Source organism: Mucilaginibacter sp. P1_D10, assembly GCF_056406215.1.
The window spans coordinates 1-26,271 of sequence record NZ_JBFUAP010000011.1; the positions used below are offsets into that span (position 1 = coordinate 1).

Sequence of the window (26,271 nt, forward strand, 5' to 3'; positions counted from 1 at the left end):
AGACGTGGCAGATTTTTTTTATAGCCTGGATGGGAAAACATGGATACCATTGGGCACACAATTAAAAATGGCCTATACCTTCCCGCATTTTATGGGCTATCGTTTTGCTTTGTTTAATTATGCTACAAAAAATACAGGGGGCGCGGCCGACTTTGACTATTTCCATATAACAGATTCCATTTCCCCTGGAAAATAAAGCGCATTAAATTAACACTAACCATTTTTTATAAAAAAAACTCTAAATTATTTATTAGGCATCCTGACATTAACAAGATGCAGTAAGCAAGAAATTAATGATTTAAGCGTAAAACCAGTTATTACAAACATAAATAAGTCGTTCGACGCAACCAGTTACGTATTATTTACAATATAAATCTCCGATAGATGAACTCAACTTGGAAAATTTTAACTATTTTTAATAGTATTTACCTTTTGTACATCTGTAAAGGCGCAAAACACGACTAGCGGCAATGGCAACAAAAAACCATCGACACTAAAAGTTAGTATTGGGTATAAAGCAGGTTTTACAGGGGAAGGCGAAATTACTTATGCTGGTGCAAATGCATTGGAAAGAGCCCGGTTAGCGGGTGAAATAATTCAGCAAAGATTAATTAATCAATTCCCCGATCTGAGAATCGACTTTATCGGCCATACGTCGGTTCATTTCACTTCGCTGGCAAATGGCTATCAGCCTTATGAAGTACGTTTACGCATAGCCGGCAAGGCCAATAACGCTAATGAAGCAGCCACTATAGGGAAGAAGTGGAAGCACTTTACACCAATGGCCCGGCTGGTGGCGGAGGAGTTCGGAAATATGTAAATGAAGTGATTGGTATTGTATCGATTCTGATCGACAGAAACAAAACCAAGCCATCAATAAAAGTGAAAAGTTATGAGCATTAAACTTTATGATATAGCGCACAGTCGCGCGGGAGATAAAGGCAACACGTTGATTTTATAGCTGATACCTTATGAAGAAAAGGATTATGAACTGCTGCGCAATTTGATAACTGTTGATAAAGTAAAAGAAACTTTCAAAGAGATCATACATGGAGAAATTGTTCGGTACGAGCTGCCCAATATTTCAGCCCTGCAGTTTGTATGCTTGCAGGCTTTGGCAGGCGGGGTTACTACTTCCTTAGTGATGGATACCCACGGCAAAACCTTAAGTTATGCACTGCTGGAGATGAATCTTGAATTGCCAGAAACTATCTGATATTAGCAATCAATAATTTTGCCCTTTAAAATTGTATTGTTTTCATTTGAGGGATGAAAATTCGCAGTAGGCGTGTTGAAGTCGATACGGCTAATGCCAATAATATACTAAATTTAAGTCCTTCTAAGCTATTTCTAATACGCTTAAAAGCTTCGACTGTTCTATTAATTGGTTCGAATTATGCCCAGTCTGGGGACTTAAGCCTTCCATACGTTTGTCCCATAAGATTATTTCGACCAATGTGTAAGTTTTTCAAAAAGCAGACAACTAATAGTTGAAAAAGCATATATGAAAACTTTAGTATTCCTGATAATTGTATTAATGACCACCACATCCTGCGGACCCGATTCATCCCCTGAGAAACGGATGAATATTAAGAGTCATGAACTTGAACAAAAAGTAGCAGCAATAGTTAAACAGCAACAAATATTGAGAGACAGTATCTCATTGTTGAATAAGGAACTCACCGCCATCAAACATTAATAGCATGGCAGTGAAAAGAAATTTCATAAAAAAGGCACTATCATTTAGTACAATGGCCCTTGTTACTACCTGCGCGCTGGCACAACAAGAAACTCCACAAGCAAAGTCTGTTATCAAGTTGTTTACGAAATATCTTAACGCTGGTAATTATAGCTTAATATGCAATTTGTTCACCGAAAAAGCAAAACTCAAATTTCCGCCCGAGCGTACAATAGCCTTCCTTGATCAGCTGAAAAACAGGTACGGAAATATAAAAAACACCGCGTTTTTCTCGGTAGAAAATACATTCACCACCTATCTTACTGATCTTGATAAGGGGCAGGTTATAATAGGGATAGCCGTTGATAGTCTTCAAAAAATCAATGGATTATATGCCAGGCCTTCCCAGACTACCACTCTGCCAAAAGTTGAACGCAACACCATTAAATTAATCCTGCCCTTTAATGGAGAATGGACGGTATTTTGGGGCGGCGATACCAAAACGCTTAATCAGCATAATGGCGTCAAATTTCAACAGTATGCTTTTGATATCGTTATTAATGGGTCCAACGATCGTTCTTACAGGACAAACGGACGATCAAATGTCGACTACTACGCGTTCGGTGAAAAGATAATAGCCCCGGCCGATGCAACCGTTGTACTGGCGGTTGATGGAGTTGCGGATAATATACCCGGGCAGGTAAACACCATGTATATACCAGGAAATGCAGTCATGTTAAAAACGGCGAATAATGAATATCTCTTTTTTGCACATCTAAAGCAAAACACCGTCAACGTAAAAGAGGGCGACATGATAAAACAAGGGCAGCTGCTTGGCCGATGTGGAAACTCGGGTAATTCGTCTGAACCACATTTGCATTTCCATATTCAGAATGCGATGAGCTTCGATACAGCAACCGGAATAAAATGCTACTTTGACCATATCAATGTAAATAAACAGATGTCGGACGATCACTCCCCTATAAAAGGAGAAAAGATAAAGAACATCAAAGATTAGCAATGAGCGAAAAGGAATTTCTAAGCGTGATACAGGCTAACCAAGGTATTATCCATAAGATATGCCGGCTTTACCGCGATAGCCCCGAAGACCGCGAAGATCTTTTCCAGGAAGTGATCTTCCAGCTTTGGCGGTCGTACCCATCGTTCAGTGGCGGTTCCAAAATTTCAACCTGGCTTTATCGCATTGCGCTGAATACCGCTATGGCATCGTTCAGAAAAAATAAACCAAATATTACTTTGACTGAGTATCTGCCAGATGTACAATTCGATAACATTAATAACGAAGAGAACGAAAGGCAGGAAAAGCTACTCAATAGCATAACCCAATTAAGCGAACCCGACCGGGCATTGATCGCCTTGTATCTTGATGAATTGAGTTATCAGCAAATAGCAGGAATATTCGGTATTAGTGAAAGCAACGTTGGGGTAAAACTTACCAGGATAAAAATAAGGTTACAAAAACTAATGAATTAAACCATGGAAATTGAAGAATTAAGAAAGGAGTGGAAAAACATCAAAACGCCACAAATCGATATTGATCGCATTAAAGATATGACAATAGCGAAAAGCCATCCTGTACTTAGTGGAATCAGGAAACAATTCACAATAGAATTGATTGGCTGGTCTGCCTTCCTTATCGTCTGCTTTACTGGGTTAGATGCAGATCAAAAGCCAATTCTTACAAATATTTTATTGATAATATCTGTCGCTCTGCCTATGATTTTCAATGTCTATGGCTATCAATTGTCAAAGGAGCTTATCGAAGGCCCGGACATAAGTTCATCACTGCAAAACCGAATAGATTCCCTTAAGCGTTTTGCAATGGTCAGTGTATTACTAAGAATAATGCTGATCATCGGAGTTGGTTACTTTTTTATATCTTCCATCGATATAGACCAACGCAAGCTTATGCTGATTGGAGCCGGAAGTGTAGTTTTAATATTTCAACTTTACTTGTTTGTTCGCATTTGGATCAAAAGAATAGACAAGTTAAGAAACACCTTTAGCTTGTTAAAAGAGTTCTAAGTGGCGTACAATTTATTCAAAACCTTTAATTGCTCGACTTTGTGGTTCGAATTCTGCCCAGTCTGGGGGGAGATTAAGGTAAGCCAAACGGAACTAAAGCGGAACAACTCGCTGGAAGATTTGAGATTGTTTGCTCAAAATTAATTTGTCCGGTCCATTTAAGCTGATTATAGTTCAAGCCCTCACAGGTCAATATCGAATCTTTTCTAAAAGACTTAATTGGAATAGCTTTAGAAGGATGGTTTGAATACGAATTAATGAATATGGCCGTAGCGACTGCGTAAAATCACACGTTCTGATATCGGTAGCAGGACGTGAAGATGGCCGTGGTGACGTTCGACAGCCCGACACTACTTTGCGTCAGTAATAGAAAAATTGGACGATATAATTTTGCGCCAGCCCAGCTCAGCGTGATTTTGCTAGGTAAGAGAAGTATGACGCCAGAACAAATCGAGGAATGTTCCGGCGCATTGAAAAACATTTAAAACACCAAAGCCACCCCGCTTTTTAAACCTTCTTCGTACCTCGCTTTATCAAACCGGTACAAATAAGGCGATCGGTGCGCACCTATTTTTTTTGTCTCGTTTAGTTTGGTTATAATACCGGTTGCAATCAATTTTTTTGAAAAATTCCGGTCATCTAATGTTTTGCCCAAAATGGTTTCGTACAAACTATGAATCTCGGGGAGCGTAAATTTTTCTTCAAGCAATTCGTACCCTATCGGGAAATGCGCGATGTGCAACCGCAGCGCTTTCAATGCTTCGCTAATGATATGCGTATGATCAAACATCATGGGTGGCAATTCGGTTATGGGCCACCATCGGCTTTGCTCTTCTGTCTCTCCCTTTTTCGTTTCCACTTTAGAAAACTCCGTAAGCGTATAAAAGCCTACCGAAACAAAATAATCAAATATCCAGCAATTAGCAGGCACATCTATCCCGGTCACCTCCTTCAGATTTTCGGGGGTAAACCCGCTGTCTACACTCCGTTGCGGGGTACCAAACGAGCCAAACTTTTGGAAAAAGAGGCCCTTTAAACCCGTCCTTGATAAAGCTATCCGGCTTGCCGCTTCTTCAATCGACTCCGTTTTTTTGATATAGCCACCCGTTACTGTCCATTTATCAACCGAAAATGGCTGTTGCAACAAAACCTTCAGCTCTTTTTCGTGATAGCCGAAGATCACATTATCTACCGCTACATTCTTAAGGTATTGTTCGCCCCTGCCTATAAAATCGGCCGCCTCCTGCTCTATTGTCATTTTCGCTCTAAAATTTACAATGTCAAAGTTACAAAAAATACATTACGTAATAAATACGCATTATAATTTGGATATATAAAAAACGCAACATATCTTTATTCCGTATAAATTACAGAATAAATATATGAGACGATATATCCTTTTACAAATTATCTTCCTGTTAACAACATTGAGCGCCGCTGCGCAGGATTCGCGGGCAACCCTGTTTGATAATAACTGGCGTTTTAAAAAGGACACACTTAGTGGCGCTGAAAACCCCGCTTACATTGATGCAAAATGGCGAACCTTAAACCTGCCGCACGATTGGAGCATAGAGGATCTGCCCAATCAAAAAGATGGAGAAGTGCAGGGCCCGTTCACCAAATCCTCCATAGGAAAAGCGGCAACAGGCTTTACCGAAGGCGGCACAGGCTGGTACCGCAAAACATTTAAGCTGGATAATAGCTACAAAGGAAAACACACTTATATCGTATTTGACGGTGTTTATATGGATGCCGATGTTTGGATCAACGGGCACTATTTAGGCAACCATCCTTACGGCTACACAGCATTTTCTTACGATTTGACGGCCTTTTTAAACGTAGCGGGGAAGCCGAATGTAATAGCCGTTCGCGCAAAAAATGTGGGCAAGAATAGCCGCTGGTACTCCGGCTCGGGCATTTACCGCCATGTATGGCTGCTGCCAGTTAGCCCTGTGCACACCAAAATATGGGGAAATTATATCACTACCCCAATAGCTACAGCAAGCAATGCGGAAGTAAACATACAAACCTCCGTTGAAAACACATCGCCTGTAAAAAGCGTGGTAACCGTAAAGGTAGATTTGATTGGCCCGGCCGGGCAATTAGTTGCTTCGCAAAAAAAATCTGTTACTATCCCCGCAAATACCAGTGAGGATATTACGCAACGTTTATCGATAGTAAATCCAAAATTGTGGGCGACGGAAAATCCTGTTCTGTATAAAGCGAAAGTTACCATTCTTAGCGGCGCCAGGGGAGTGGATCAAACTGTAACCCCATTTGGCATCCGCAGCCTGATATTCGATGGGCAAAAAGGGCTTTTAATAAACGGCAAAACGGTTAAACTTAAAGGCGGCTGCATCCATCACGATCTGGGCCCCTTAGGTGCTGCCAGTATTGACCGTGCCGAGGAACGCAAAGTGGAACTGCTGAAAAAAGCGGGCTACAACGCTATCCGCTTGAGCCACAATCCGGCATCGCCGGCTTTACTAAATGCTTGCGACCGTTTGGGCATGCTGGTGTTAGACGAAGCCTTTGATATGTGGGAGTTGGCCAAAAGCCCGCAGGATTATCACCTTTATTTTAAAGACTGGTGGCAGCGCGACCTGGAAGCCATGATCAAAAGCGACCGCAATCACCCCTCCGTTATTATGTACAGCATCGGTAACGAAATTTATGAAGCACCCGACTCGTCAGGTTATCAAAATGCCAGGCGGCTGTCGGCAGAGGTGAGGAGGCTTGATCCCACCCGTGCGGTTACCGCAGCCATCGTTTTCCTGCCGCCTTATACCAAAAAGCCATGGGCAGCATACCAGCCGCATGTAAACAACCTTGATATCGACGGTTATAATTATTTTCTCGACCCGTCGATCTACTTCGCGCGGGATAGTGCCACGCTGCACCGTTTCGAAACGGAAAGGGCTAAGCACCCTGCTAAATTATACATGTCTACAGAATACCTCAACAACGCCGCGCTCGAAAATTGGGATGCAACAGAGAAGCACCCCTGGTTTTTAGGGGGCTTTAGCTGGACGGCAATAGACTATATAGGCGAGGCGGGAATAGGAAAATCGCAGATGGTGCCCGAAGGCCAGGTACTGCAAAAGGGGCTAATGGGTATGGCCGTTTTTTACCGTAATAACTGGCCGGTGTTTAACGCCAATTGCGGCGACCTGGATTTGATTGGAACGCCCAAAGCAGCGTCCTACTATAAAAATGTGGTTTGGCGTAATAGTAAAATAGAGTTGCTGGTGCACGTACCCATACCCGATGGGCAAAAAGAAGCGGTAGCAACATGGGGGTTCCCGGATGAAATGAAAAGCTGGACCTGGCCAGGCCGTGAGGGGAAAAAAATGCAGGTAAGTGTATATACCCGAAGCAAAATGGTGAAGCTTGAATTGAACGGTAAAATTATTGCCGAACAAGCTGTTCCTGTCGGATCTGTAACCGTCACTTTTGCTGTTGATTATCATCCAGGCACTTTAGTGGCAAAAGCTTTTGACGATGGAAAAGAAACCGGATCGGACACGTTAACAACAGCAGGCAAACCGGTTGCCCTAAGGCTTGTTGCCGACAGGCAAACTATTGCCGCCAATGCAAACGACCTATCATTTGTAAATGTAGAAGTGGTAGATGCAAAAGGCAATATAGTACCATCGGTTGATGGCCTGGAGGTGAGTTTTGCGGTGAAAGGCAAGGCGGCTATAGCGGCTGTTGGTAATGGCGACCCGGCGGATATGTCGAGCTTTCAGCAAAAGCATAAAAAGATATACAGAGGGGTGGCATTAGCCATTGTAAGGCCAACCGGTGTTAAAGGGGTAGCAACATTAACCGCTTCCGCAAACGGCTTGAAACCAGCATCTGCTCAGATAATAATAAAATAAATATTAATGCGTAAAAACTACGCAATGAAATTTGGATATATGAAAACTATCAATTACCTTTATTCCGTTAAAAATACGTAATGTATAAAAACCAATATCAAACATTAAAATCATGAAGAAAAAATTAAGCTTAATTTTTACAGTAGTTATAGGCATATTCTTTTGCTTTACGGCAAAGGCCCAAACCAATGCCGATTACTTTGCCGGCAAGTGGACCGTTACCGTGATGGGCACCCCAAATGGCGACGCTAAAATGGATTTTGTATTCAGCAAAACCGATGGCAAATTAACCGGTGTTGTGCAGGATTCAACCGGTAAAGTAATATCTAAGATCACACAGATAGACGAGAAAGACAAAACCATTACTGCAGCATTTACCGCGCAGGATTATGACGTTACCCTAAGCCTGGAGCCCATAGATGCAGACCATGCTAAAGGTAGCCTGATGGGCATGTTTGAGGCTAAGGCTATTCGCAAGAAAGACTAATTCCACCTGTACCGTAAATTATGAGAAGAATAAAATTTGCAGGTATAACAGCAATTGTGCTCTCATCAGTACTATTTGCTGCCTTTACCGTACCCAATGCCGGCCCTAAATGGAAGCTTGGCGTTGCGTTGTGGACCTTCCACCGCTTTACCCTGGCCGAATCCATCAAAAAGTGCGATAGCGCGGGCGTTCATTATATCGAAGGTTCAACATTTCAAAAGGCAGGGGATGAGGTAGAAAATGTGGGCGTAGGCCAACTTTCGGATGCCGGAATTGAAAAGCTAAACGGCTTTATGGCAGAGCATCACCTACAAATGAAATCTATTTATGCTTTTGGCGGCAAAACCGTTGCGAGCTGGAAAAAGGATTTTGAGCTGGCGAAAAGACTAAAGGTTGATTTTGTTACCGCAGAACCGCCAAAAGCTTTGTGGAACAGCATCGACAGCCTTGCCGGGGCATATCACATTAAAGTAGCTATCCATAACCATTGGAAAGGTATGAGCATTTACTGGCATCCCGATTCGGTTTTGGCGGCCATTAAAGGGCACCCCAATTTTGGCGCCTGCCCCGATTTGGGCCATTACCCTAAAAGTGGGATTGATGCTGTGTACGCACTAAAAAAACTGCAGGGGCACATCCTGGCTATCCACTTAAAGGATGCCGACGAAATGAATAACCCCAAAGCCAACGATGTAAACATTGGCAAAGGCGTGGTGAATTTTAAAGCTGCTTTTGAAGAATTGAAAAGGCAAAACTACAAAGGCTATATTTATATAGAACGCGATGCCGATTACCGACCGAGCAACCTGCCATCGGTAGTAGAAGAAATGGGGTATTATAATCAATTGGTAGGCAACCTGTAACCCGTTTGAAAAGGCATAAAGATTTTTATTATCATCTCTCAATTATCATCTCTCAAACACCGGCTTTGCTCATGGCAAGCCGGTGTTATTTGTCTGGTGAGTTTAAACCTAAGTGCCGCCCTTCTTCGAAAAAAAAGCCGGCAGCTATATCATTTAGTTAAGGATGAAGAGTTTTTACAGAATAGCGGTATTCCTGCCGTTGATGGCGTCGTCATTTTGGTCTTTAGGCCAGGGTGCTACAAAAAAACAAGCCTCGGTAACCGCTAAATGGTTCCCGAAGTACGATTTTAACCCGGCAGTATTTAAACAGCCCGCTATCGAATTTGGCCCCTTCGCCCGCTGGTGGTGGCCGGGCAATAATGTGGATAAAACAGAACTGCAAAGAGAAATTAATCTTTTTGCTGATAATAGCTTTGGTGGTGTAGAGATACAACCGATGGCTGCATTGTTTGCTCCCGGAACGGCTGCAGCCCGTGCCAAAATGGTGACCTGGGATACCCCCGATTACTATGAAAACTTAAAAACCGTTATGGAAGAAGCCCGCAAGCGCGGCCTTACCATAGATATGACTGACGGCAGCGGCTGGCCCCCGGGTGGCTCGTTCCTCACAGCTGCCGACGGCTTTTTAAGTTTAGATGCTGCATCGATTGATGTTACAGGGAACAGCGCTGTTGCCATCAAACTTCCAACAGTAACTAATAACACAACCAGTCCCTCGCGGCTGGAAACGGTGATGGCTGCTAAAATATTACCGAAAAAGGAAGGCGACAAGTCAAACACCGTCCTGCTGGACCCATCTTCGGTTGTCATGCTTACGAAATATGTTCACAAGGACTCCCTCAATTGGCATGCACCGGCAGGCGATTGGAAGATTGTCGCTTTTTGGAGCAAGCCTGCAGGGCAAAAAACGATGAGTGCTTCGCCAACGCAAGGCCCGGTGTTCGACCATTTCGACTCGGCCAAAGTGCTAAAAAATTACAGGCATTTGTTTGGCGCACAAACTGGCTTAGCGCCATATTTCGGCAACCCAATGCGCTCGGTTTTTAACGATAGCTATGAGTTTACGGTGAACCGCCACTACGCTTTAGGGTTTATAGCATATTTTAAAAAACACAGGGGTTATGATATTACCCCATGGCTGCCTGCCGAAATGCAACGGGGTTACAATTATGTAAACTACATGAACCCCAACGCCAGCCCGGATTTTTCCTTCAGCAGCCAGGACTGGCGGTTAAAGTACGATTATGACCTTACGCTAAGTGAACTGTTTGGCGAGCAATTTTTAAAAGCCAGTAGAGATTTTTTAGAGCCACAGGGCTTGTTGCACCGTACGCAAGCTTACGGATTGAACCTGGATATGATGGCATCCGCAGGCCTGGCATCCATCCCCGAAACAGAGACAATGCTTGGCCCCGAAGCGAACATCAAAATCATGACATCGGGCGCGCATTTGTATAACCGCCCTATCATATCGGCAGAATCTGTTGTGTATGCATCAAGGGCGTACACCACTACGCCGCAGAAGATTAAATTGGCGGTTGATAAGCTATTTGCCGAAGGGGTAAATCAGGTGATTTATCATGGCATACCGTATCGCTATACCCCCGAACAGGTTGGATCCGAAGGCTGGTACCCATTTTCGCTGACTACTTTGGGCTCGATTAATTTTTCCTCGAATTTAGGCGAGGGCAATATTTTTTGGAAGGATCAAAAGGCTGTAAACCAATATATCCAAAGGGTACAATATGCCCTGCGCTCCGGGAAACCGCATGCCGATGTACTTATCTATTTTCCGTTCATGTCGGTAGACGGCACGCCCGAGAATCCGGAGGAGATTATGACGAAAGGTTATATCCCTGGCGTTGAAGGCCCCTTGCCCGATATAAAAGAACGGCAGATGGCAGAGAAAGAAAAATGGGCAGAGGTTGTTTACCCGCTGATAAACCAGTTGGAAGCAAATGGCATCACCTGGGATTGGGTTAACGATGCTTCTATTCAAATTGCACAATTAAATGCCAATAAACAGATCAATATCCGGGGAAATATTTATAAGGCGCTCATTCTGGCAAATAACCCAGTTACCCAGCTTCAAACAGCGCAAAAGATCAGCCTGCTTGCAGCCAGGGGGATGAATTTAATGGCTACAGGCACATTGCCCTATATGCAGCCATCATATTTAAACTGGCAGGCTAACGACAGGAAAACGGAACAGTTTATCCAAACCGCGCTAAGGGCAAAAAGCAGTAAGTATATACAAACGGGTATCGCCTTAAGCAGCTGGCTAAAAGGCGTCCGCGGAGCCGTTGCTTTCATGGGGCAATACCACTTTACCAGGCAAGTTCAACGCGATATGGCCGACGGCAGCCGCATCCAGTTCATCTGGAACAAAAGCGATCAATGGCAAACCCTGGCTTTATCACTCGATAAAAAATACCTAAGCAGTTTTTGGCTTAACGCCGACGCGGGTACCTCGGTACAAAACAATACTTCGGTTATCAATTACCGCTTGCCGCCTTACGGTTCGATAATACTTTTTGCTTCCACAAAGAAAGCCATAGGCGCAAAATCCCCCGGAATTTTGTCTGGTGCAACCGACGAAGGAACGATTGTACTTGCGCTGGATAAATGGGATTTAAAAGCGGATACCGTGACAATTGAAAACGGCGGCTTATTCGATTGGAGAACAAATGATAAGTTGAAATTCTCTTCGGCAGAAGGCATCTACTCTTCCTCATTTCAATGGGGTAAAAGCAGCGCCACATCGCACTACTACCTGGATTTGGGCAAAGTGTACTTCACTGCGGAGGTTTTTGTTAACGGGCATGTTGCGGGTAAACGCTTGTTTTCTCCCTATATGCTGGATATTACCGCTTACCTTAAACAAGGCGGAAATAGTATCGAAGTACGTGTTACACCCGGCCAGTTAAATGGGTTTATTGGTAAGGCAAGCTCCGGCGATGCTCATTACAAACAATTTAAAGGAAAAGAAGGCCAGTTAATGGCAGCCGGATTATTGGGGCCGGTGGTAATCAGAGAACAGAAATAAGGAAAATCTTTTTCCGCCTTTGTTGGTGTTGTCACCAACAAACCGCGATGCCTGTAAATGACGCAATAACCGATTTGCATTAACGGCGAAAAATGCATGTTGTTTAGTTAACGAACGACATCCGTTAGTTGTTGGTGACAACACCAACATCGGCGCCAACTCAATATAAAATCATAAGTTTAATGATTGTAGCTCACGGCTTATCAAAGAAAGCAAATGCGAAAAACGTTGAAAAAAACCGGCCATAAAATAAATACTTCGATCATTTGCAAAAATTGCGATGGCCAGGTATCAGGCAATTTTTGTAGTGGTTGTGGACAACGGGCCGACACCCACAAACTGAACATGCATTTTGTTTTGCATGAGTTGCAACATGGGCTGATTCATTTTGATAAAGGGGTTTTGTACACCACTAAGCAGCTTCTGACAAGGCCCGGCCACACTATCCGCGAGTTTTTGGAAGGGAAAAGAGTCAGGCATTTTCAGCCACTATCCTTTGTTATTGTGCTTGCCACTTTTTATGGATTATTCTGGCATTACTTAATTTTCGACCGCCTTCATGCGAGTCTAATTGAGCCCAGAAACGACATAACCGGGGCTTCCGGGAAAATCATTAATCAAATACTAATTACTTTCTGTATCCGCAAATAATTAATTGATGGTTAGTTATTTTCACTTGTCTGCTTAGCTATTTTGTGTGCGATAAAATTTTGAATTCTGTCCTTCGGTTTTGTTCGTTTTGCAGGTCGGTACATTTTTTTGTACCATCGCAGCCGTTCACCAACCTGCTTTCGCCGTAGCCTTTGGGAATTAGCCTGGCTTTAGCAATCCCCTTTTTCAGCAAATAGCTTACAACAGCCTGGGCCCTTGCCTGGCTTAGTTTCAGGTTTTTGGTAGCGCTACCGCGGCTATCAGTATATGACGCTATTTCAATTTTAGCGCCGGGGTTATCTGTAAGGAATAGTGCCAGTTTTTCAAGGTCGGTAGATGCGGAGGGTTTGATAGCGCTGCTGCCGGTGTCATAATAGATGTTGGCCAGGGTGATAGTTTTGTCTGGCTTTACTTCGTCTACAGTCAACTGCAGGTTCACATATAGCGTTGTGCTACGGTTTAGCCCTTTTGTGCTGATGCGCTCGATATTGGAGATAAACCCTGCCTTTTTACCCGAAACACTGAAGTCGCTCCCGGCATCCAACTGTATGCTGAAGCTGCCATTGGTATCGGCACTTGAGGTATTTATCACCGTATTTTGGCTTACGTTTGTAGCGGTAATGATTACGCCCCCTTCGGGCTCGCCGGTGGTTTTGTTTATTACGGTACCCATAAGCGTAAACCGGGGATCGTAATGTGATAATGCGATGTCGATATCCTTGCCCGGGGTCTCGAAGTTGGTTGCATTAAGCATTTTGGTATCGGTATTAATATTATGTAGCATACCGTTTACGCTATAATTGCCGGCCGGCCGGTTGTTAAAGGCGACATGGCCGCTTACGTCGGTTATACTTGTTGTTTTGCCATTGGGGCCGTCCAACGTCACTTCCGCATTAGCCAAAGGCAGCCCGGTTTCAGCGTCTATTACCGTAATCACCAGGTTTTTGGTAACTAATTTCACTTCGGTTGGTACTACAACCGGGGCACGTACTATCGGTGGCTCAATGATAATGTCCGGTTCTTTTTTCTTTTTCCCAAAACTTAAACCCACACCGGCACTATATTGAAAATGGTTGTTCACCTGTGGCGTGAGCGCTGTTCGGTATTGTATATTGGTAAAAATAAAGGCTTCGTTAAATAAATTAAACTGCAGCCCTAAGCCTATCGGGATGTACGCACCCGCCTTGCCTTTATATAATGAAAGCCCGGCACCTGCAAAAAGATAAGGCGCAACGGCATGCTTATCGGTAAGTAGTTTTAAATTGAGCCCGGCGTTTGCATCCAGCAAAAATTCACTACTGCCATTGCTTATACCGCTTTGATACAGGTAATCGGTATAGCTGCCATCTAAGTTGGAACTGAAATCGATGTTGGGCGTAATGCCTTTTAAATAATTAAAGCCAAAACCCGCCTGCATATCGCCGATGCTGCTCCAGTAATTATTACGTAACACGTTGCCTAACGATGTTGTGCGGATGGCCTGTGCGGTGTTAAAATCGTTATAGAACATGTGGAAAACGATTGTGGGTGGCTTTTTATCGGGCACAGATTGCCCTTGCAATCCGGTAACCAGGCTAATGAACACAGCTAGCAGCGTCAGTTTTTTCATGGTTTTATTACTGGTATGGTCTGTCTGTCTTTATCCGCCATTATAGCGCGATTGCTGATGCTGAATTCCGAAGGTTCGCTGCGGCCCTGTACATTATTATCTACTGTTGGCAGCGGTTGCCCGTTAGCATCCAGTGTCTGTATCGCCCATACGAACCGATGGTTGGCAGTGCTATCCAGCATGGGTAGGTTTGGCCGCCAGATGTATTGGGTGGTGCCTTTTATGGCAGGCTCATCCAGCAGTGGCCTGTTACCCCTGAAGGCCTGCATCGCGGTTTGCCCCGGCAGTATTTCAAACACTTGTACGCGGTACTGTGGTAATTCCTGAAGTAGCGGTACCACAGATGTCCATCTGAAAACGATAACCGACTGTGCGGTGTGTGCATTCAGTGCGGCATCCTTTGCAGGGCTTATGAGCACAGGCAGTTGGTAAGCGGTTACAAAAAAAGGCTTTGTTTGCCTGTCGCGAATGATTTCGCCGGTGGTATTAAATAATTCTACTTTAAGCTGATACTGCCCGGCGGCTAAACGGCCGGTACGCTGTAACAACCCACGTGCACTGCCGCTTAGAGTTAAATTTTGCAGTTGCAAAGCATCGGCAATGCTAAACTGGTTTACGCCCGGGCGCAAGGTAATTATCCGCGAAGCATTGATATTCGATATGCCGATAATGTTTTCGTTCTGATCTAACAAAGTGGTTTTTATTTTTATCAGCGGGTCGTTTAATACCGGCCCATCCATATAGGTAATTATCATCAGGCCGTTTACCGGGTTTGCCCAATCGGCCAGCCAGGGTTGGGGGCGGGCATTCAAGGCCAGGTTCAGGCGTATCTGCGCCTGTGCCGTTAAGCAAAGCAGTATCATCATTACGGTTAACCCTGTTTTATAATGCCTCATCTCTTAGCGGTTTAAAATTTATAATTTAAGCCTGTGCGCAAGCTGCTCTCTAAATAATGCGGGTTGCCTGTGTATAATGGGATCAATGTATTGCCCGGCAGTTCGCTGCCGAAGCGGTACAGATTGGCCGTCATACTTAGCTGCCAGCTTAGTTTCTTATAAAGCGCCCAATCAAAGCCGCTGGTAGCCAGAATATTTTGATTAGCCGTGAACGGGTCGGTCCTGCTGGCGGTGTACTGCAACTGCCCCTTTAGACTGATGGTTTTACCTGCTTTCCAGGTGATGCCGGTAGTGGCCGTAAGCAAGGTGAGTTTTATCGATGGAGCCGAATTATGGAACCACATCACGCTAAAATCGGGACTTATAGAGCGGTTAAAATAGGTAGGTACGTACAGCAGCAAAACGGTTTGGGTATTATTGTTAGTTACCGAAGCGGGTACAATGGTGGTTTCATCGTACTTGCTCCAGGTATAAGTGCCGCTGATAAGGTGGCTCATACTGGTGTTGCTCCAGGTATAAGTGGGGTTGATGCTCAGTTCGTTGCTTACGCTTTTGTATCCCGAAAGATCCGACGAATTGAACCCGAAATTGTTGAAACTGGCGTTCATGCTGAACCTTTCGGTAAACTGCGTAAAGATGTTGGCATTGGCGATGAGCTGTTTGTTTAACGATGGACCGGCTGTGCGGCTGAGGTTGCCAAAACGCTGCCCTATACTGGCTACCACGTTCACCTTCTTTTTCCAGGCGTTGAAGCGGGTGTTGGCCAGGTATTCCATCCGGTCGTTACTCATGTAGGGGTAGCCGGCAGTGTAGTAGCCTGCACCGTAATAGTTGAATTTTGTGCCGATCTCCCAATCGCTGCCTTTTTTGGCGATACCTAGCATAATTGCATTGTCGCGCCCGGTAGATGTATGCGCATCCAAAAAGGGCCTGAAATCTTTAGACAGGACGGTTGAGAGCGGCGTATTTAAATCGCGGGTGAAAAAACTCTGCCCAAATTCGGCGTTGAATTTCCAGCCATTGGCGGTAATAGCGTTCGCCAAAAAGGTTACTACCATGTTTTCCTGCGGATCGATAGGGGAGAGCGGCGGTGAGGTAACCGAATTACGCTGATCGCTGGAGTGAACAAAATTGAAACCTGCAAAGTATTTCCCCTCGTTTTCCAGCCCGAGCTGCGCCATCCACTGATTGCGTTGGTATGAGCCAATAACGCCCGGAGAGGCCGGGACGATCGTTGGCGCTATATAGTTCACCGGCCTTTGAGATACGCCATTAAATAGCCGGATGCGGAACTTGCCTGGTGATAAATTAACCCCATAACCAAAAACGCCCAGGTCGCCGGTGCTGAGGTCGCTGTACTTGAGCGTTTGGGTACCCAGCAAAATTTCGGTAAAGCCAAATTTGGGCGCGATGCCGAAATTGTTTGCCGGGTTAGTTAAAAACTGCCAAAAGCTTTGCTTACCGCCCACCGATGGCACGGTAAAGTTGTTTTGCATAGGGCTGAAGTTGAAATTGAACGGGATGCTAAGCTTGCCGAAGTTAAACACCGGGTTAAAGCTGTAACGTACCAAATTCCAGGGTTTGCGCTGCTGGTAAATATCGGGCACCGATTGCCCCGGCCATTTATTTAGCCCATAACCCTCATACCAAATGCCCATATCGCCACCAAGCGAAAATGCTGTTTGGGCGCTGGCACGGGTAGCGCACATCAACAACAGCATCAATAAAATTATCCGTGCAGGTTTCGACATATATATTCTTCCGGGTAATATTTATTGCTCGGTATTGATTAGTTAAGGCTGGCAATTGCCCGGCATTTTCGATATAAAAGTTTCCCAAATAAAGCTGCCCTTTTGTATGTAATGCCTCGATTGCAGCAGGTCATTCCGGTCGATTTTATACAGCGATGGTGTATTTGCCTTATATTTTATGTGGCTTGAGTTGCTTGTTGATTTGCCATGGTTCCATGTTACGGGATCGATGCCGTTACAGCCATCCGGGCCTCCCGATTTGCGGAAGGTGCCTACAACATCGGCTTCAATTGCATCGGCCTTGGTCCTGCGGTAATAAGACCACGGCGTGCCGTTTATCCGTTTATTTACCTTGAGGACGGTTCTGGCCATCAGGTGCGTTTTTTCGGTTACACCGGGAATTAGGTGTACATACAAGTCAAAACATACGCCCAATGCCGGGTCGCCATGTTTTTCGCGGTAGTGCACCTTAAACTTGCGTTTCATCATGTAGGTTTTGCCATTGTTTGATTGGTAAACTTTATCATGATAGGTAAAGTCTTCGCAAGTGGTAATGTGCACCGTTACGCTTTTTGTAATGGTGCAGGTGGCGGTGGCGAATTCCTGGTCTTCCACACAAGTAATGGATACTTTTACATTTGTATTGTCTTTAAATTTTAACTCGAAATGTTTGATATTAAAGAGGTTGACGAAACTTTGCGGAACACTGGTGCCGCCAAGCCCCAACAGGGCGTTCAGCGCGATATTGGGCAGCGGCGCAAATGGTATAGGCAGGCAATAATAAGCAGGATCATTTACCAGGGCCTGCCAGTTTGGAAGGTGCCACTTGGTTTTGTTTGAGGTGGTAGAAAATTTGACGATGCCATCAGGGCAGGCCACTACGCTTAAGTTTGCATGGACCGGTTTAATAGCGAAGGTATGCGCCACGGTTTTACCGGTAGGGCATGCCTTGGGATCTTTCATGGTTAACTTAACCGTGAATTCCTGCCCCGGTAACGACTGATAGGTATGGCTCACCGTAGCATCGGTGCTGGTTAAAGTGGGTGATCCGTCACCAAAATCCCAAACGTACGTACTTGCGCAAAATGCCACCGATTGGTTGGTGAAAGTAACCGTGATGGGATATTTTTGAGTTTTGTTGATATCTTGATCGCACCACTCATAGTTAGCATGAAACTTGGGGTCGCATTCCGACGATATTTTTATGGTATAGCTGTAGGTGCTTGTGCAGCCATTTGCATCGGTAATATTAAGTTTAGCAGTATAATCTCCTGCATTTGCATATTGATGTTCTATTTCGCCAAAAGTGCCTGTATTGCTGGTTGCGCCATCGCCAAAGTCCCATGCAAAGCTGGTGATATTGGTGCAGGTGGTGGCCGGGCTTAACGTCACTTTCCAACCTTGTAATCCCCCGGAATTGTCACAAACCACTTTGGGCGTTGATGTTACAAACTCGGCAGTAGGCTTACAATATGGTACACTTAAGGCTTGCGTGCATAAAACGGTATCGCCACCAGATGGCGAAACGCCATGTACTTCTAATAAGATATTGGCGGTTGTTTGCCCTATGCCCGTTAGCGGTGCCGAGAAGCTTGTGCCGCCCGAGATAGCGGTACCATCCACCATCCAATTATAGGCGGTAGCGCCCGGTACGGCAGTAGTACTTAAGGTAATAGATAATTGGCTGCCGCTGCAGGATATTGCGCTGGTTATGCTTGCGCATTCGCCGTCCCTCTCGGTCATTATTTCGGACTCGTCGCATAATTCGGCTTCGGCGCCCGCAAATACCTGCTCATCGGTGTAAGACCCGCTTATTAGTTGGGTGTTGTCTTTCCATGCGTATTCAAAATCATCTTGTTCTAACTGCGCGTCGGCCTTGCACACCAGCTTAATTTCTTCGGTTTTCTTTACCGCTCCTGTACCATCTATCCACTCCACTTTTAGTTTGGGATTAGCAGCCAGCGGGTTTACCTGCACATAAAAGTCGTTCTCAATCAAATCGGTAGCGTTGGCAGGTATAAAGCCGTTTATGTAGGTGTAGTCGTAATAGGCTCCCCCGTTGGTCAGGGTCCAGTTGTCGCCATCGCTTACCGGGTCCATATATACCCCGGTTACATCACTTGCAACAACAGGTGTAACCCTTATCTTCTTAAAAGTATTGGCAACGTTATTAAACAACCTTAAACCCAATTGGCAACAGGCAGATGCCGGCGGTTCTTCGCGGCAAACCAGCTTTACCGAATCTTTGCATATCACCCGTTTTTCTTTATTCAGCCATTCATATACCACGTAAAAAGGCGCGCTCCCCCGGTTCCTGAAACAAATATTACCCAACGCGATACTGCCATTGGGTATGGGGCCGCCGGTCTTAATCCAGGTGATGGTGTTAGTGGCGGGTGGTATTGCAGCGGGCAAGCGGGTAAAGCCGACGGCATTGGTAGCAGAAATAATGGGCGCGCCACTCCTTATCCTTAACATATAAACTGCATTTGCCCCGGTACCAGGGTAGCTGTTATTTATGCTTACATCATAACAGCAGGCATCGCCCTTTCCTTCGCGGTTGTTTTGTGCAAACTTTACATTTAACCCCTTGCACGGTGATGGATTTGGTTTTATTATAAATATCCATGGTTTGCTCCAAATACCGTTGGCCCATATTGCCCATCCATATTTTTTACCATCAATTAGTTGCGGGCCGTTTGGCGGATACTTAAATGACAAATCATCTAAGCTGTCTTTCTCAAAGTGCGGCTTGTTAGTGCGGAATGCAACCTCCGGCGATTGGTCGCCTGTTAGTTCTATAATCTTAATTTTGTATGCCGATGTCGGCTTACCGTCGGTTTCGCATTTAAACACTGGCAGGCTGCCTGCATCAATCGTGCTGCCATCAGCAGGCGATACCAACCTAACCGATGCTTTTGCATCGTCAACAACCGATGTCCCAATATCATATTTAAAACTAAATAATTCACTGGTGCCGTTATTGCCGCCTATGGGCTTGCCATCGCGGTTAAGCGCTTGCACGTTCCAAATAAAACTACAAAGGTATGGTGGTTTGCATGGGCCGGTTATTAAATTGGTTGCAATGGCCTGCGTAATATTGTCAACGTCTTTGGTGAAAATTGGTTGGTTTACCGTGCGGGCCTGCGCCGTATTTTGTCCCTGCATTAATTGCCATACGCTTAAGCGGTAAGTGGTTGGTTCCTGCGGCCGGGGTACTATCGGTGTCCAGCGGAAAGTGATCGGTTTCTTAATATCGTTTTCGGTAAAAGCAGTGCCGTTGGCGGGCACGATATTTTGCGGCTGCTGGTAGGTTTGCTGCTCGTTACCACGGATGGTAAAGGATTTTGTTCTTTCGTCGCTTAAGGGCATAACTGCTGCGCCCCGGCTGCCGAAGAACTGCACACTTAATTCGTAATCCCCGGGTTTCAGCACACAATCCTGCCCAATCAGCGATGCTGCGTTGCCGCCGCTCCAAACTTTGGTAGCTGTGCTAAAACCCGATGTCGGCGCAGATGATGAGGTATAAGCGCCACACATTTTGGCCCCGTTTTTTTTAATGATCACCAGTATTTTGCTCTCTACAACCAAACCGTTCACCTTACCATTTACAAGTTGCGAACTTGCTGTTATGGTGAGCAGCGATGTACCCGTGCCCCAATTGGCTACATTGGCGTCGGGGTTGGCCGGCAAACTGATGTTGATAGCGGTAATGGGATTGGTTTGCGCATTTGCCTGCAGGGCAAAAGCTAACAGCAAAATAGAAAGGAACTTCTTCATGGTTTTGCATTGAGGCCCCTTGTTTTACCAGGGGAGTTGTGATTTAAATGATTGTAAGGCAGCGTTAAAGTACCTGCTACAAATGCATTGTACAACCCGCCTTGCGCAACGGGCACACCTTGCTGATTGTGAGAGTAGTATGAATGAGTGTGCGGTTGGGCTAAGCGGGCCGCTGGGCCTGTTGCCAGGCTGCGTGGAGGTTATGCGGGATGAAAAGTGTTACCTGGTTGCCCGGGTTTTTTTCGCTGGCGAAGGCCGGTGCCATGCTGATGGTTATGGCATGTGCGCCAAAGCGACTTAGGGCAGCAACGCGTTTTCTTATCAGTTCCATGCCGCGGCTTTTATGGTTGCCTATTGTTTTAAGCGCTACACTATTGGCCATGCCTATGCCGTTATCTGTTATGGTGATCAGCAAATCGCCGTTTTGTTCTGTTAGCCCAATGGTTAATTTACCGTCGATGGAAGATGGCATCAGGCCATGCAGCAGGGCATTCTCCAACAAAGGCTGAACGATCATCGTAGGGACCATCCAGTCCTCCGTATCTAAATTATCGGCCACGTCTACCTCGTAAGCAAAGCGGTCGTTAAAGCGCATTTGTTCAAGCCGCAGGTAAATTTTAATATTCTCCATCTCCTGCTCAAGCGGGATGAAAGATTGCTGGGCGGCCTCGAAATTTTTGCGGATAAGCGAAGCGAAATCGCTAAGGTAACGGTTGGCGTTTTGCCTGTCCTGCAGGTTAATATAATGCTGAACGCTATTTAGCGCGTTGAACATAAAATGCGGGTTCATGAGCGATGTAAAGGCCTGCTGCTCCAGCGATGCTGTTTGCACATTTAAGATCTCTTTGGCTAAACGAGCCTCTTTTCGTTTTCTAAGGCGGCGGTTCACCGCGTATATAATCGCCATCTGTGTAAGCGCGGCCAGTGTTACCCAAAACCAAACGGACTTCCAAAATGGCGTTTCTACATCAAATTTCAGCGTGAGTATTTTATTGCTGAGGTTGCCATTTACATCTACCGCGCGCACCTGTACGGTATGGCTGCCGCTGCTAAGCTGTATGATTAAGGTGTTTTGATCAAGGTCTATCCAGTTCTGCAACTTATCAAGCGTGTATTGCAGGCTTTTAAAATGGCCCCCAAGTTCTACCCCGGCAAAATGCATCTGGATATTGCGCTGCGAGGATTTTAGCTTGTACGATGCCGAAAGGATGGTATCGCGTTGATTGATGCTGATGCCGGTTAGGTAAACAGGTATATTAAATTGGGGAATGGATATTTTTGCAGGGATAACCGATATACCATCCGCAGTTGCGGCGTAAACCGTATCGTGCTGGTAAACCATTTCGTTGATTACATTGTTGGTAAGCCCGTCGTTAACCGATAGGTTTTGGATTTTATAAGTTTTTGTTCCCGATAAATTATAGTTAATAACACTGATGCCATCGCCAGTGCCTATCCATACCTGGCCCTGTGCAGTTGATGTAATATTGCGAACGGCATTATTAATGATGCCGTTTGCTGTAGTAAAATGGTATAGCACCGTATCATTTTTTACCGCGAACACTCCTTTGCCTGATGTTGCCACCCAAAGCAACCCGTCGGCCGTGGCGCAGAGGTCCGTTACCCTTTCTGCAAACAGCTGGTTATCTTTAGTAAGGGCCCAGCCTTTGTTTTGGGTGTAGCTATACTTATACAAACCATCTGTTGAGCCGTAATAAACCATGCCATCGGTTGTTTTGGCCAGGGCCGTGACCCGTTTAGAAAGGAAGTTTAAGCGTGTTGCTTTTTCGGTAATGGTGTTTAATTTATATAAAGCGCCAACCTGCCCCACCAGGATAATGCTATCGCTGTAACTAAGCGCTGTTTTTGCATAAAAAAAAGTCCCTTGCTTTGTACGGATCTCTCTATTGAAGTTTACGGTAGCGCCTTTTTCTGAAAACGTGAAAACCTTATTTTGCGATGCGATTATTTTCCTGATCCGGAAAAGGTCGGTTTGTGTTTTAGTCACATTGCGTATTGCAATCTCCGGGCCTTTATTCACCAGCACTTCTCCGTTAAAATTGCCAGCCAATATGGTGCCGTTTGGCAGGCGCGCTATGCTAAAGAGGTTCCTGTTTTCGAAACTTGGCGGCATCGTTATATGCCCGATATCCGTTTTTTTATAGAGCAGTAAACCTTTATCAATGGTACTCACCCATATATTCCCCTGGCTATCGTTAAGTAACGAATTGGGGGCGTAATTGCCACCAGTTGTAAACAGTGGTTTTAATGTTTTCTTATCATATACGTATATTTTGCCGCTGGCGCCATAAAAACTCAAAAATGTTAGGGTGAAGCCATAGTAGATACATCGCTCGGGTATCGCAACAGAATCTGTTTTAAATTTAAGGGGGTTAGTTTCGAAAACACTATATATATAACACCTGCGCTGATATAACCGCATGTTATAAAACCTGTCGTCGTTTAATGCGGGTAAAACCACTTCAGTGGAAGTATGGAAGCCAAGCGAAACGCTGTCGGTACGCTTGGTACCGGTCATTTGATATATCATCACTTTCGTTATGACTGGGTTTTGTTTCACCCTTGATTGAGCCCAGACTATTTTGGTGCCATTCTTAAATTCCTTCACAACCACTCCTTCTTCATACACGTTGTGACGCACCACCTTTTTGTTTTTTAAAACATAATAGCCGGTTTCGTTATAATACATTACCCCGTCGCCCTGTAATGCAAATAAGTACATAATCGATGTGGCTAGCTTAACTTTACGCAGGTTGGTATCGGTAGCGGCGTTAATAAAACGGTTTTTTTTTTCATCGAAATAAGCTGGCCCCTGTTTAAAACAGTTTACCCATATCCGACCGTTGCTTTCTTCCTTTACTACATTAAGTACTTCGTTATCGGGCAGGCCTTCTTTTGTGGTGAAAAGCTGGAAATATTTGCCATCGAACCTGGCGATACCCGAGTCGGTAGATACCCACAAAAACCCCTTATTGTCCTCAACACAAGGTTGAATGTAATTGCTGGGCAGGCCATTGTTTACGGTAAATGCCGTATAGTTTTGTTGCTGCGCCACGCCATACAGGCTTACACAAAGCATAAACAAAGTAAAAACCGTAAGGCGCATAGGTGTTATAATAAGGGTTAACCAAGATAGCCTATTTTACTTGTTGAACATGAGGCTCGCCCGTTTCATTTTTTCGAGGAACATATCCAACTGCCGGCGGCTGATGCTCCAGTGGTTGCCATCCGTCATTTTTACGATGCCGCCGTCAATGGTGCTGTATTCTTTTATGTATTTGAGGTTTACGATGTACGATTTATGTATCCGGGCAAATTGGTGTTCATCCAGCAGGTCCTCAAAATCTTTAAGGGTTTTGCTGATCACTATCTTCTGCATATCCTTCAGATGAATAATAGTATAATTGCTATCGGCCTGCAGCGATACCATATCGTCTACCTCGATAAAGCTTATGCTGCCCAACTGCGGCAAAGCGATTTTTTTGGGTGGAGATTTTTCGCCAATGGTGCTTAACAGATGTTGTAGAAGCTGCTTGTCCTGCATCCCGGCAGTGGCGCTGCCGATGGCCCGTTTTACTTTTTCCACGGCTTTTTGCAGTTCATCAATGCTTACGGGTTTTAATATATAATCTACTGCGCTTGCTTTAATGGCCTGTAAAGCAAATTGGTTGTACGCGGTTACAAATACCACTTTAAACTCGGGGTTTTTGATGCTGTTTAAAAACTCGAAGCCGTTTTCGCCGGGCATATCAATATCCAGGAAAAGCACATCGGCCTGGTTGGCTTGCAGCCACCTGCGTGCTTGTGCGGCGCTATCGGCCTTGCCCGTAACCAGCACGCCCTCACAATCATGATGAAGCAGAAACTCCAGGCTGGCCAGGTTATTTATTTCATCGTCAACCAGCAAGGCTTTAAGCATAGCATAAATATTTGTTAGCAATTAAAGGTAAACATTTACAAGCCAACAAATACGCCTTTGCGTGAGTGATACAAATGATTGTTTGTGGTGAGGTTTCATTGAGGGAACGGGCGTACCCGCGATATGGGCACCAATAGGCCGAACGGCTTCGATAGTCGCCAAAATAGCTGCGGAGCAATTAAAATTGAATTTTTCGGCTTAACTTTATCCAACGAGATGACCACAGCCAAAGAAATATTGAAAGGGCATATTGCCAAAACCGTTGCCTTAACCGATGCGGAGTTCGATTATGTTTTTTCGCACTTCGAACTCCAATCATTCAAAAAAGGGCAAAGCATCATAGCCGCCGGAGACAAAGTGGACCACGAGTATTTTGTGTTATCCGGCTGCCTCAAGTCGTTCTACATCAATGATGACCTGAAGATGTTCATCCTGCAATTTGCTATGCCTACCTGGTGGGCCTCAGATTTTAATGCCCTGTACAGCCATACTAAAGCTACCATCAACGTTGACTGTATTACTGATGCCGAAGTGCTGTGCCTCTCTAACCAGCACCGCGAAAAGATATGCAGCGAACTGCATCCAATGGAGCACTTCTTCCGCTGGCGCACCAATAAAGGCTATGTGGCAAGCCAAAAAAGGCTGCTTTCTTTTATGAATAACAACGTTAAGCACCGGTACGAAGAATTGCTTAAGCAATACCCCGAACTATATAATATGGTGCCCAAAAACCTCATTGCCGCTTACCTTGGCGTATCACGGGAAACCCTGAGCAGGCTTTAACAGCGCCTGGAGTGATGTACATCACATAAATAAGCCCCTTGTTTTGAATGTGATGTAGGTCACACGTCTATGCGGCTTTTCATGCCCAACTTTGTGTTGTAATTAAAAACATAAAGAAAATGAAAACTCAAAAATTTCAAATCGTAAGCACCCAAAGCAATATCAATTGGGTAGGTAAAAAAGTAACCGGAGCCCACAACGGCACCATAGGCATCAAAGCGGGCACGCTCACCCTAACAGATGGTAAACTTACCGGCGGCGAATTCAGCATCGATACCACTTCCATAAAGATACTGGACGTAACCGACCCCGCCACTAACGCGCAGTTTGCCGGCCACCTGGCATCGGATGATTTTTTCTCGATCGAAAAACACCCGGAAGCTACTTTAGTAATTGATTCTGTATCTGGCAACCATGTTGCAGCCGCCCTCACTATTAAGGGTATTACACACCCTATCAATTTTGATGCTGTGGTGAATGTTGACGGCGCTACGTTGACCGCATCGGCTAAACTGGTAATAGACCGTACCAAATACGAAATGCGGTTCCGCTCGGGCAACTTTTTTAAAGACCTTGGCGACACCCTCATCTACAATGATTTCGACCTGAACGTAAACATAACCGCTAAAGCCTAAAACCATGCCATACATTAAAATAGAAGTAACCCGCGAAGGGGTTACCAGGGAGCAAAAACAAATACTGATTAAAGGTGTAACCGATTTGGTAAGCAACACGCTCAATAAAGATCCGCATTTGACCCATGTTGTAATCAAAGAAATAGATCTTGACAATTGGGGCTACGCCGGCGAACAGGTATCAGTACTACGGGAAAAAGGCATAACAGCCGATAAAAAATAAGG

The 26,271-nt window shown here is 45.0% G+C and carries 20 protein-coding genes and 1 pseudogene; 14 read left to right on the forward strand and 7 right to left on the reverse strand.

The features are described 5' to 3' along the window. From AC1DYT_RS17630 to AC1DYT_RS17655, 6 genes and pseudogenes are all read left to right on the forward strand, one after another. Window positions 1–196 (forward strand): beta-xylosidase family glycoside hydrolase (locus tag AC1DYT_RS17630; protein WP_477470852.1); only part of this gene is annotated, 196 nt, incomplete at its 5' end. Between the two features lie 222 nt (window positions 197–418). After that, a complete protein-coding gene (locus tag AC1DYT_RS17635; protein ID WP_477471071.1) occupies window positions 419–820 on the forward strand; it encodes an acyclic terpene utilization AtuA family protein in 402 nt (133 codons plus the stop codon). A 72-nt stretch (window positions 821–892) separates the two neighbouring features. Continuing rightward, a pseudogene (locus AC1DYT_RS17640) lies at window positions 893–1,216 on the forward strand (AtuA-related protein). Window positions 1,217–1,703: 487 nt separating this feature from the next. Further along, window positions 1,704–2,696: a peptidoglycan DD-metalloendopeptidase family protein gene (locus tag AC1DYT_RS17645; RefSeq protein WP_477470853.1), complete on the forward strand. Its 993-nt coding sequence runs from the start codon at window positions 1,704–1,706 to the stop codon at window positions 2,694–2,696. Between the two features lie 2 nt (window positions 2,697–2,698). Next, the gene (locus AC1DYT_RS17650) at window positions 2,699–3,172 is read left to right on the forward strand and encodes an RNA polymerase sigma factor (protein ID WP_477470854.1); all 474 of its coding nucleotides are present in this window, start codon (window positions 2,699–2,701) and stop codon (window positions 3,170–3,172) included. Window positions 3,173–3,175: 3 nt separating this feature from the next. Further along, window positions 3,176–3,724, forward strand: coding sequence for a hypothetical protein (locus tag AC1DYT_RS17655; protein WP_477470855.1), 549 nt, complete (start codon window positions 3,176–3,178; stop codon window positions 3,722–3,724). Window positions 3,725–4,205: 481 nt separating this feature from the next. On the opposite strand, the gene AC1DYT_RS17660 is transcribed toward AC1DYT_RS17655, so the two are convergent. Continuing rightward, complete coding sequence (locus AC1DYT_RS17660; protein ID WP_477470856.1) at window positions 4,206–4,982, reverse strand: NUDIX hydrolase; 777 nt, start codon at window positions 4,980–4,982, stop codon at window positions 4,206–4,208. Between the two features lie 124 nt (window positions 4,983–5,106). Between AC1DYT_RS17660 and AC1DYT_RS17665 the strand changes: the two genes are divergently transcribed. The 5 genes from AC1DYT_RS17665 to AC1DYT_RS17685 all read left to right on the forward strand — a co-directional run bounded on the left by AC1DYT_RS17665 (window position 5,107) and on the right by AC1DYT_RS17685 (window position 12,652). Further along, entirely contained in the window at window positions 5,107–7,605 is a 2,499-nt protein-coding gene (locus AC1DYT_RS17665) for a glycoside hydrolase family 2 TIM barrel-domain containing protein (protein ID WP_477470857.1), read from the forward strand. Window positions 7,606–7,717: 112 nt separating this feature from the next. Next, on the forward strand, window positions 7,718–8,092 hold the full coding sequence (locus tag AC1DYT_RS17670) for a hypothetical protein (RefSeq protein ID WP_477470858.1): 375 nt from the start codon (window positions 7,718–7,720) through the stop codon (window positions 8,090–8,092). A gap of 20 nt (window positions 8,093–8,112) precedes the next feature. Next, window positions 8,113–8,955, forward strand: coding sequence for a sugar phosphate isomerase/epimerase family protein (locus AC1DYT_RS17675; RefSeq protein WP_477470859.1), 843 nt, complete (start codon window positions 8,113–8,115; stop codon window positions 8,953–8,955). A gap of 163 nt (window positions 8,956–9,118) precedes the next feature. Further along, window positions 9,119–12,001, forward strand: a complete 2,883-nt coding sequence (locus AC1DYT_RS17680) for a glycosyl hydrolase (RefSeq protein WP_477470860.1) — start codon at window positions 9,119–9,121, stop codon at window positions 11,999–12,001. 216 nt (window positions 12,002–12,217) lie between these two features. Continuing rightward, complete coding sequence (locus tag AC1DYT_RS17685) at window positions 12,218–12,652, forward strand: DUF3667 domain-containing protein (RefSeq protein WP_477470861.1); 435 nt, start codon at window positions 12,218–12,220, stop codon at window positions 12,650–12,652. 37 nt (window positions 12,653–12,689) lie between these two features. Here AC1DYT_RS17685 and AC1DYT_RS17690 read toward each other — a convergent pair whose 3' ends face one another. From AC1DYT_RS17690 to AC1DYT_RS17715, 6 genes are all read right to left on the reverse strand, one after another. Beyond that, on the reverse strand, window positions 12,690–14,261 hold the full coding sequence (locus AC1DYT_RS17690; protein ID WP_477470862.1) for an OmpA family protein: 1,572 nt from the start codon (window positions 14,259–14,261) through the stop codon (window positions 12,690–12,692). Further along, a complete protein-coding gene (locus tag AC1DYT_RS17695; protein WP_477470863.1) occupies window positions 14,258–15,157 on the reverse strand; it encodes a hypothetical protein in 900 nt (299 codons plus the stop codon). The genes AC1DYT_RS17690 and AC1DYT_RS17695 overlap by 4 nt, the downstream gene beginning before the upstream one ends. Before the next feature lie 11 nt (window positions 15,158–15,168). Continuing rightward, window positions 15,169–16,908 carry a hypothetical protein gene (locus AC1DYT_RS17700; protein ID WP_477470864.1) on the reverse strand — a complete coding sequence of 580 codons (1,740 nt, stop codon included), beginning with the start codon at window positions 16,906–16,908 and terminating at the stop codon, window positions 15,169–15,171. Between the two features lie 42 nt (window positions 16,909–16,950). Continuing rightward, a complete protein-coding gene (locus AC1DYT_RS17705) occupies window positions 16,951–20,688 on the reverse strand; it encodes a PKD domain-containing protein (protein ID WP_477470865.1) in 3,738 nt (1,245 codons plus the stop codon). 160 nt (window positions 20,689–20,848) lie between these two features. Next, a complete protein-coding gene (locus AC1DYT_RS17710) occupies window positions 20,849–23,815 on the reverse strand; it encodes a sensor histidine kinase (RefSeq protein ID WP_477470866.1) in 2,967 nt (988 codons plus the stop codon). Between the two features lie 36 nt (window positions 23,816–23,851). Next, window positions 23,852–24,628, reverse strand: a complete 777-nt coding sequence (locus AC1DYT_RS17715; protein ID WP_477470867.1) for a LytR/AlgR family response regulator transcription factor — start codon at window positions 24,626–24,628, stop codon at window positions 23,852–23,854. 123 nt (window positions 24,629–24,751) lie between these two features. Here AC1DYT_RS17715 and AC1DYT_RS17720 point away from each other — a divergent pair, with 123 nt between their 5' ends. From AC1DYT_RS17720 to AC1DYT_RS17730, 3 genes are all read left to right on the forward strand, one after another. Beyond that, a complete protein-coding gene (locus AC1DYT_RS17720; RefSeq protein ID WP_477470868.1) occupies window positions 24,752–25,411 on the forward strand; it encodes a Crp/Fnr family transcriptional regulator in 660 nt (219 codons plus the stop codon). A gap of 119 nt (window positions 25,412–25,530) precedes the next feature. Then, complete coding sequence (locus AC1DYT_RS17725; RefSeq protein WP_477470869.1) at window positions 25,531–26,046, forward strand: YceI family protein; 516 nt, start codon at window positions 25,531–25,533, stop codon at window positions 26,044–26,046. Between the two features lie 4 nt (window positions 26,047–26,050). Then, on the forward strand, window positions 26,051–26,269 hold the full coding sequence (locus tag AC1DYT_RS17730) for a tautomerase family protein (RefSeq protein ID WP_477459936.1): 219 nt from the start codon (window positions 26,051–26,053) through the stop codon (window positions 26,267–26,269). Window positions 26,270–26,271: the final 2 nt, after the last annotated feature.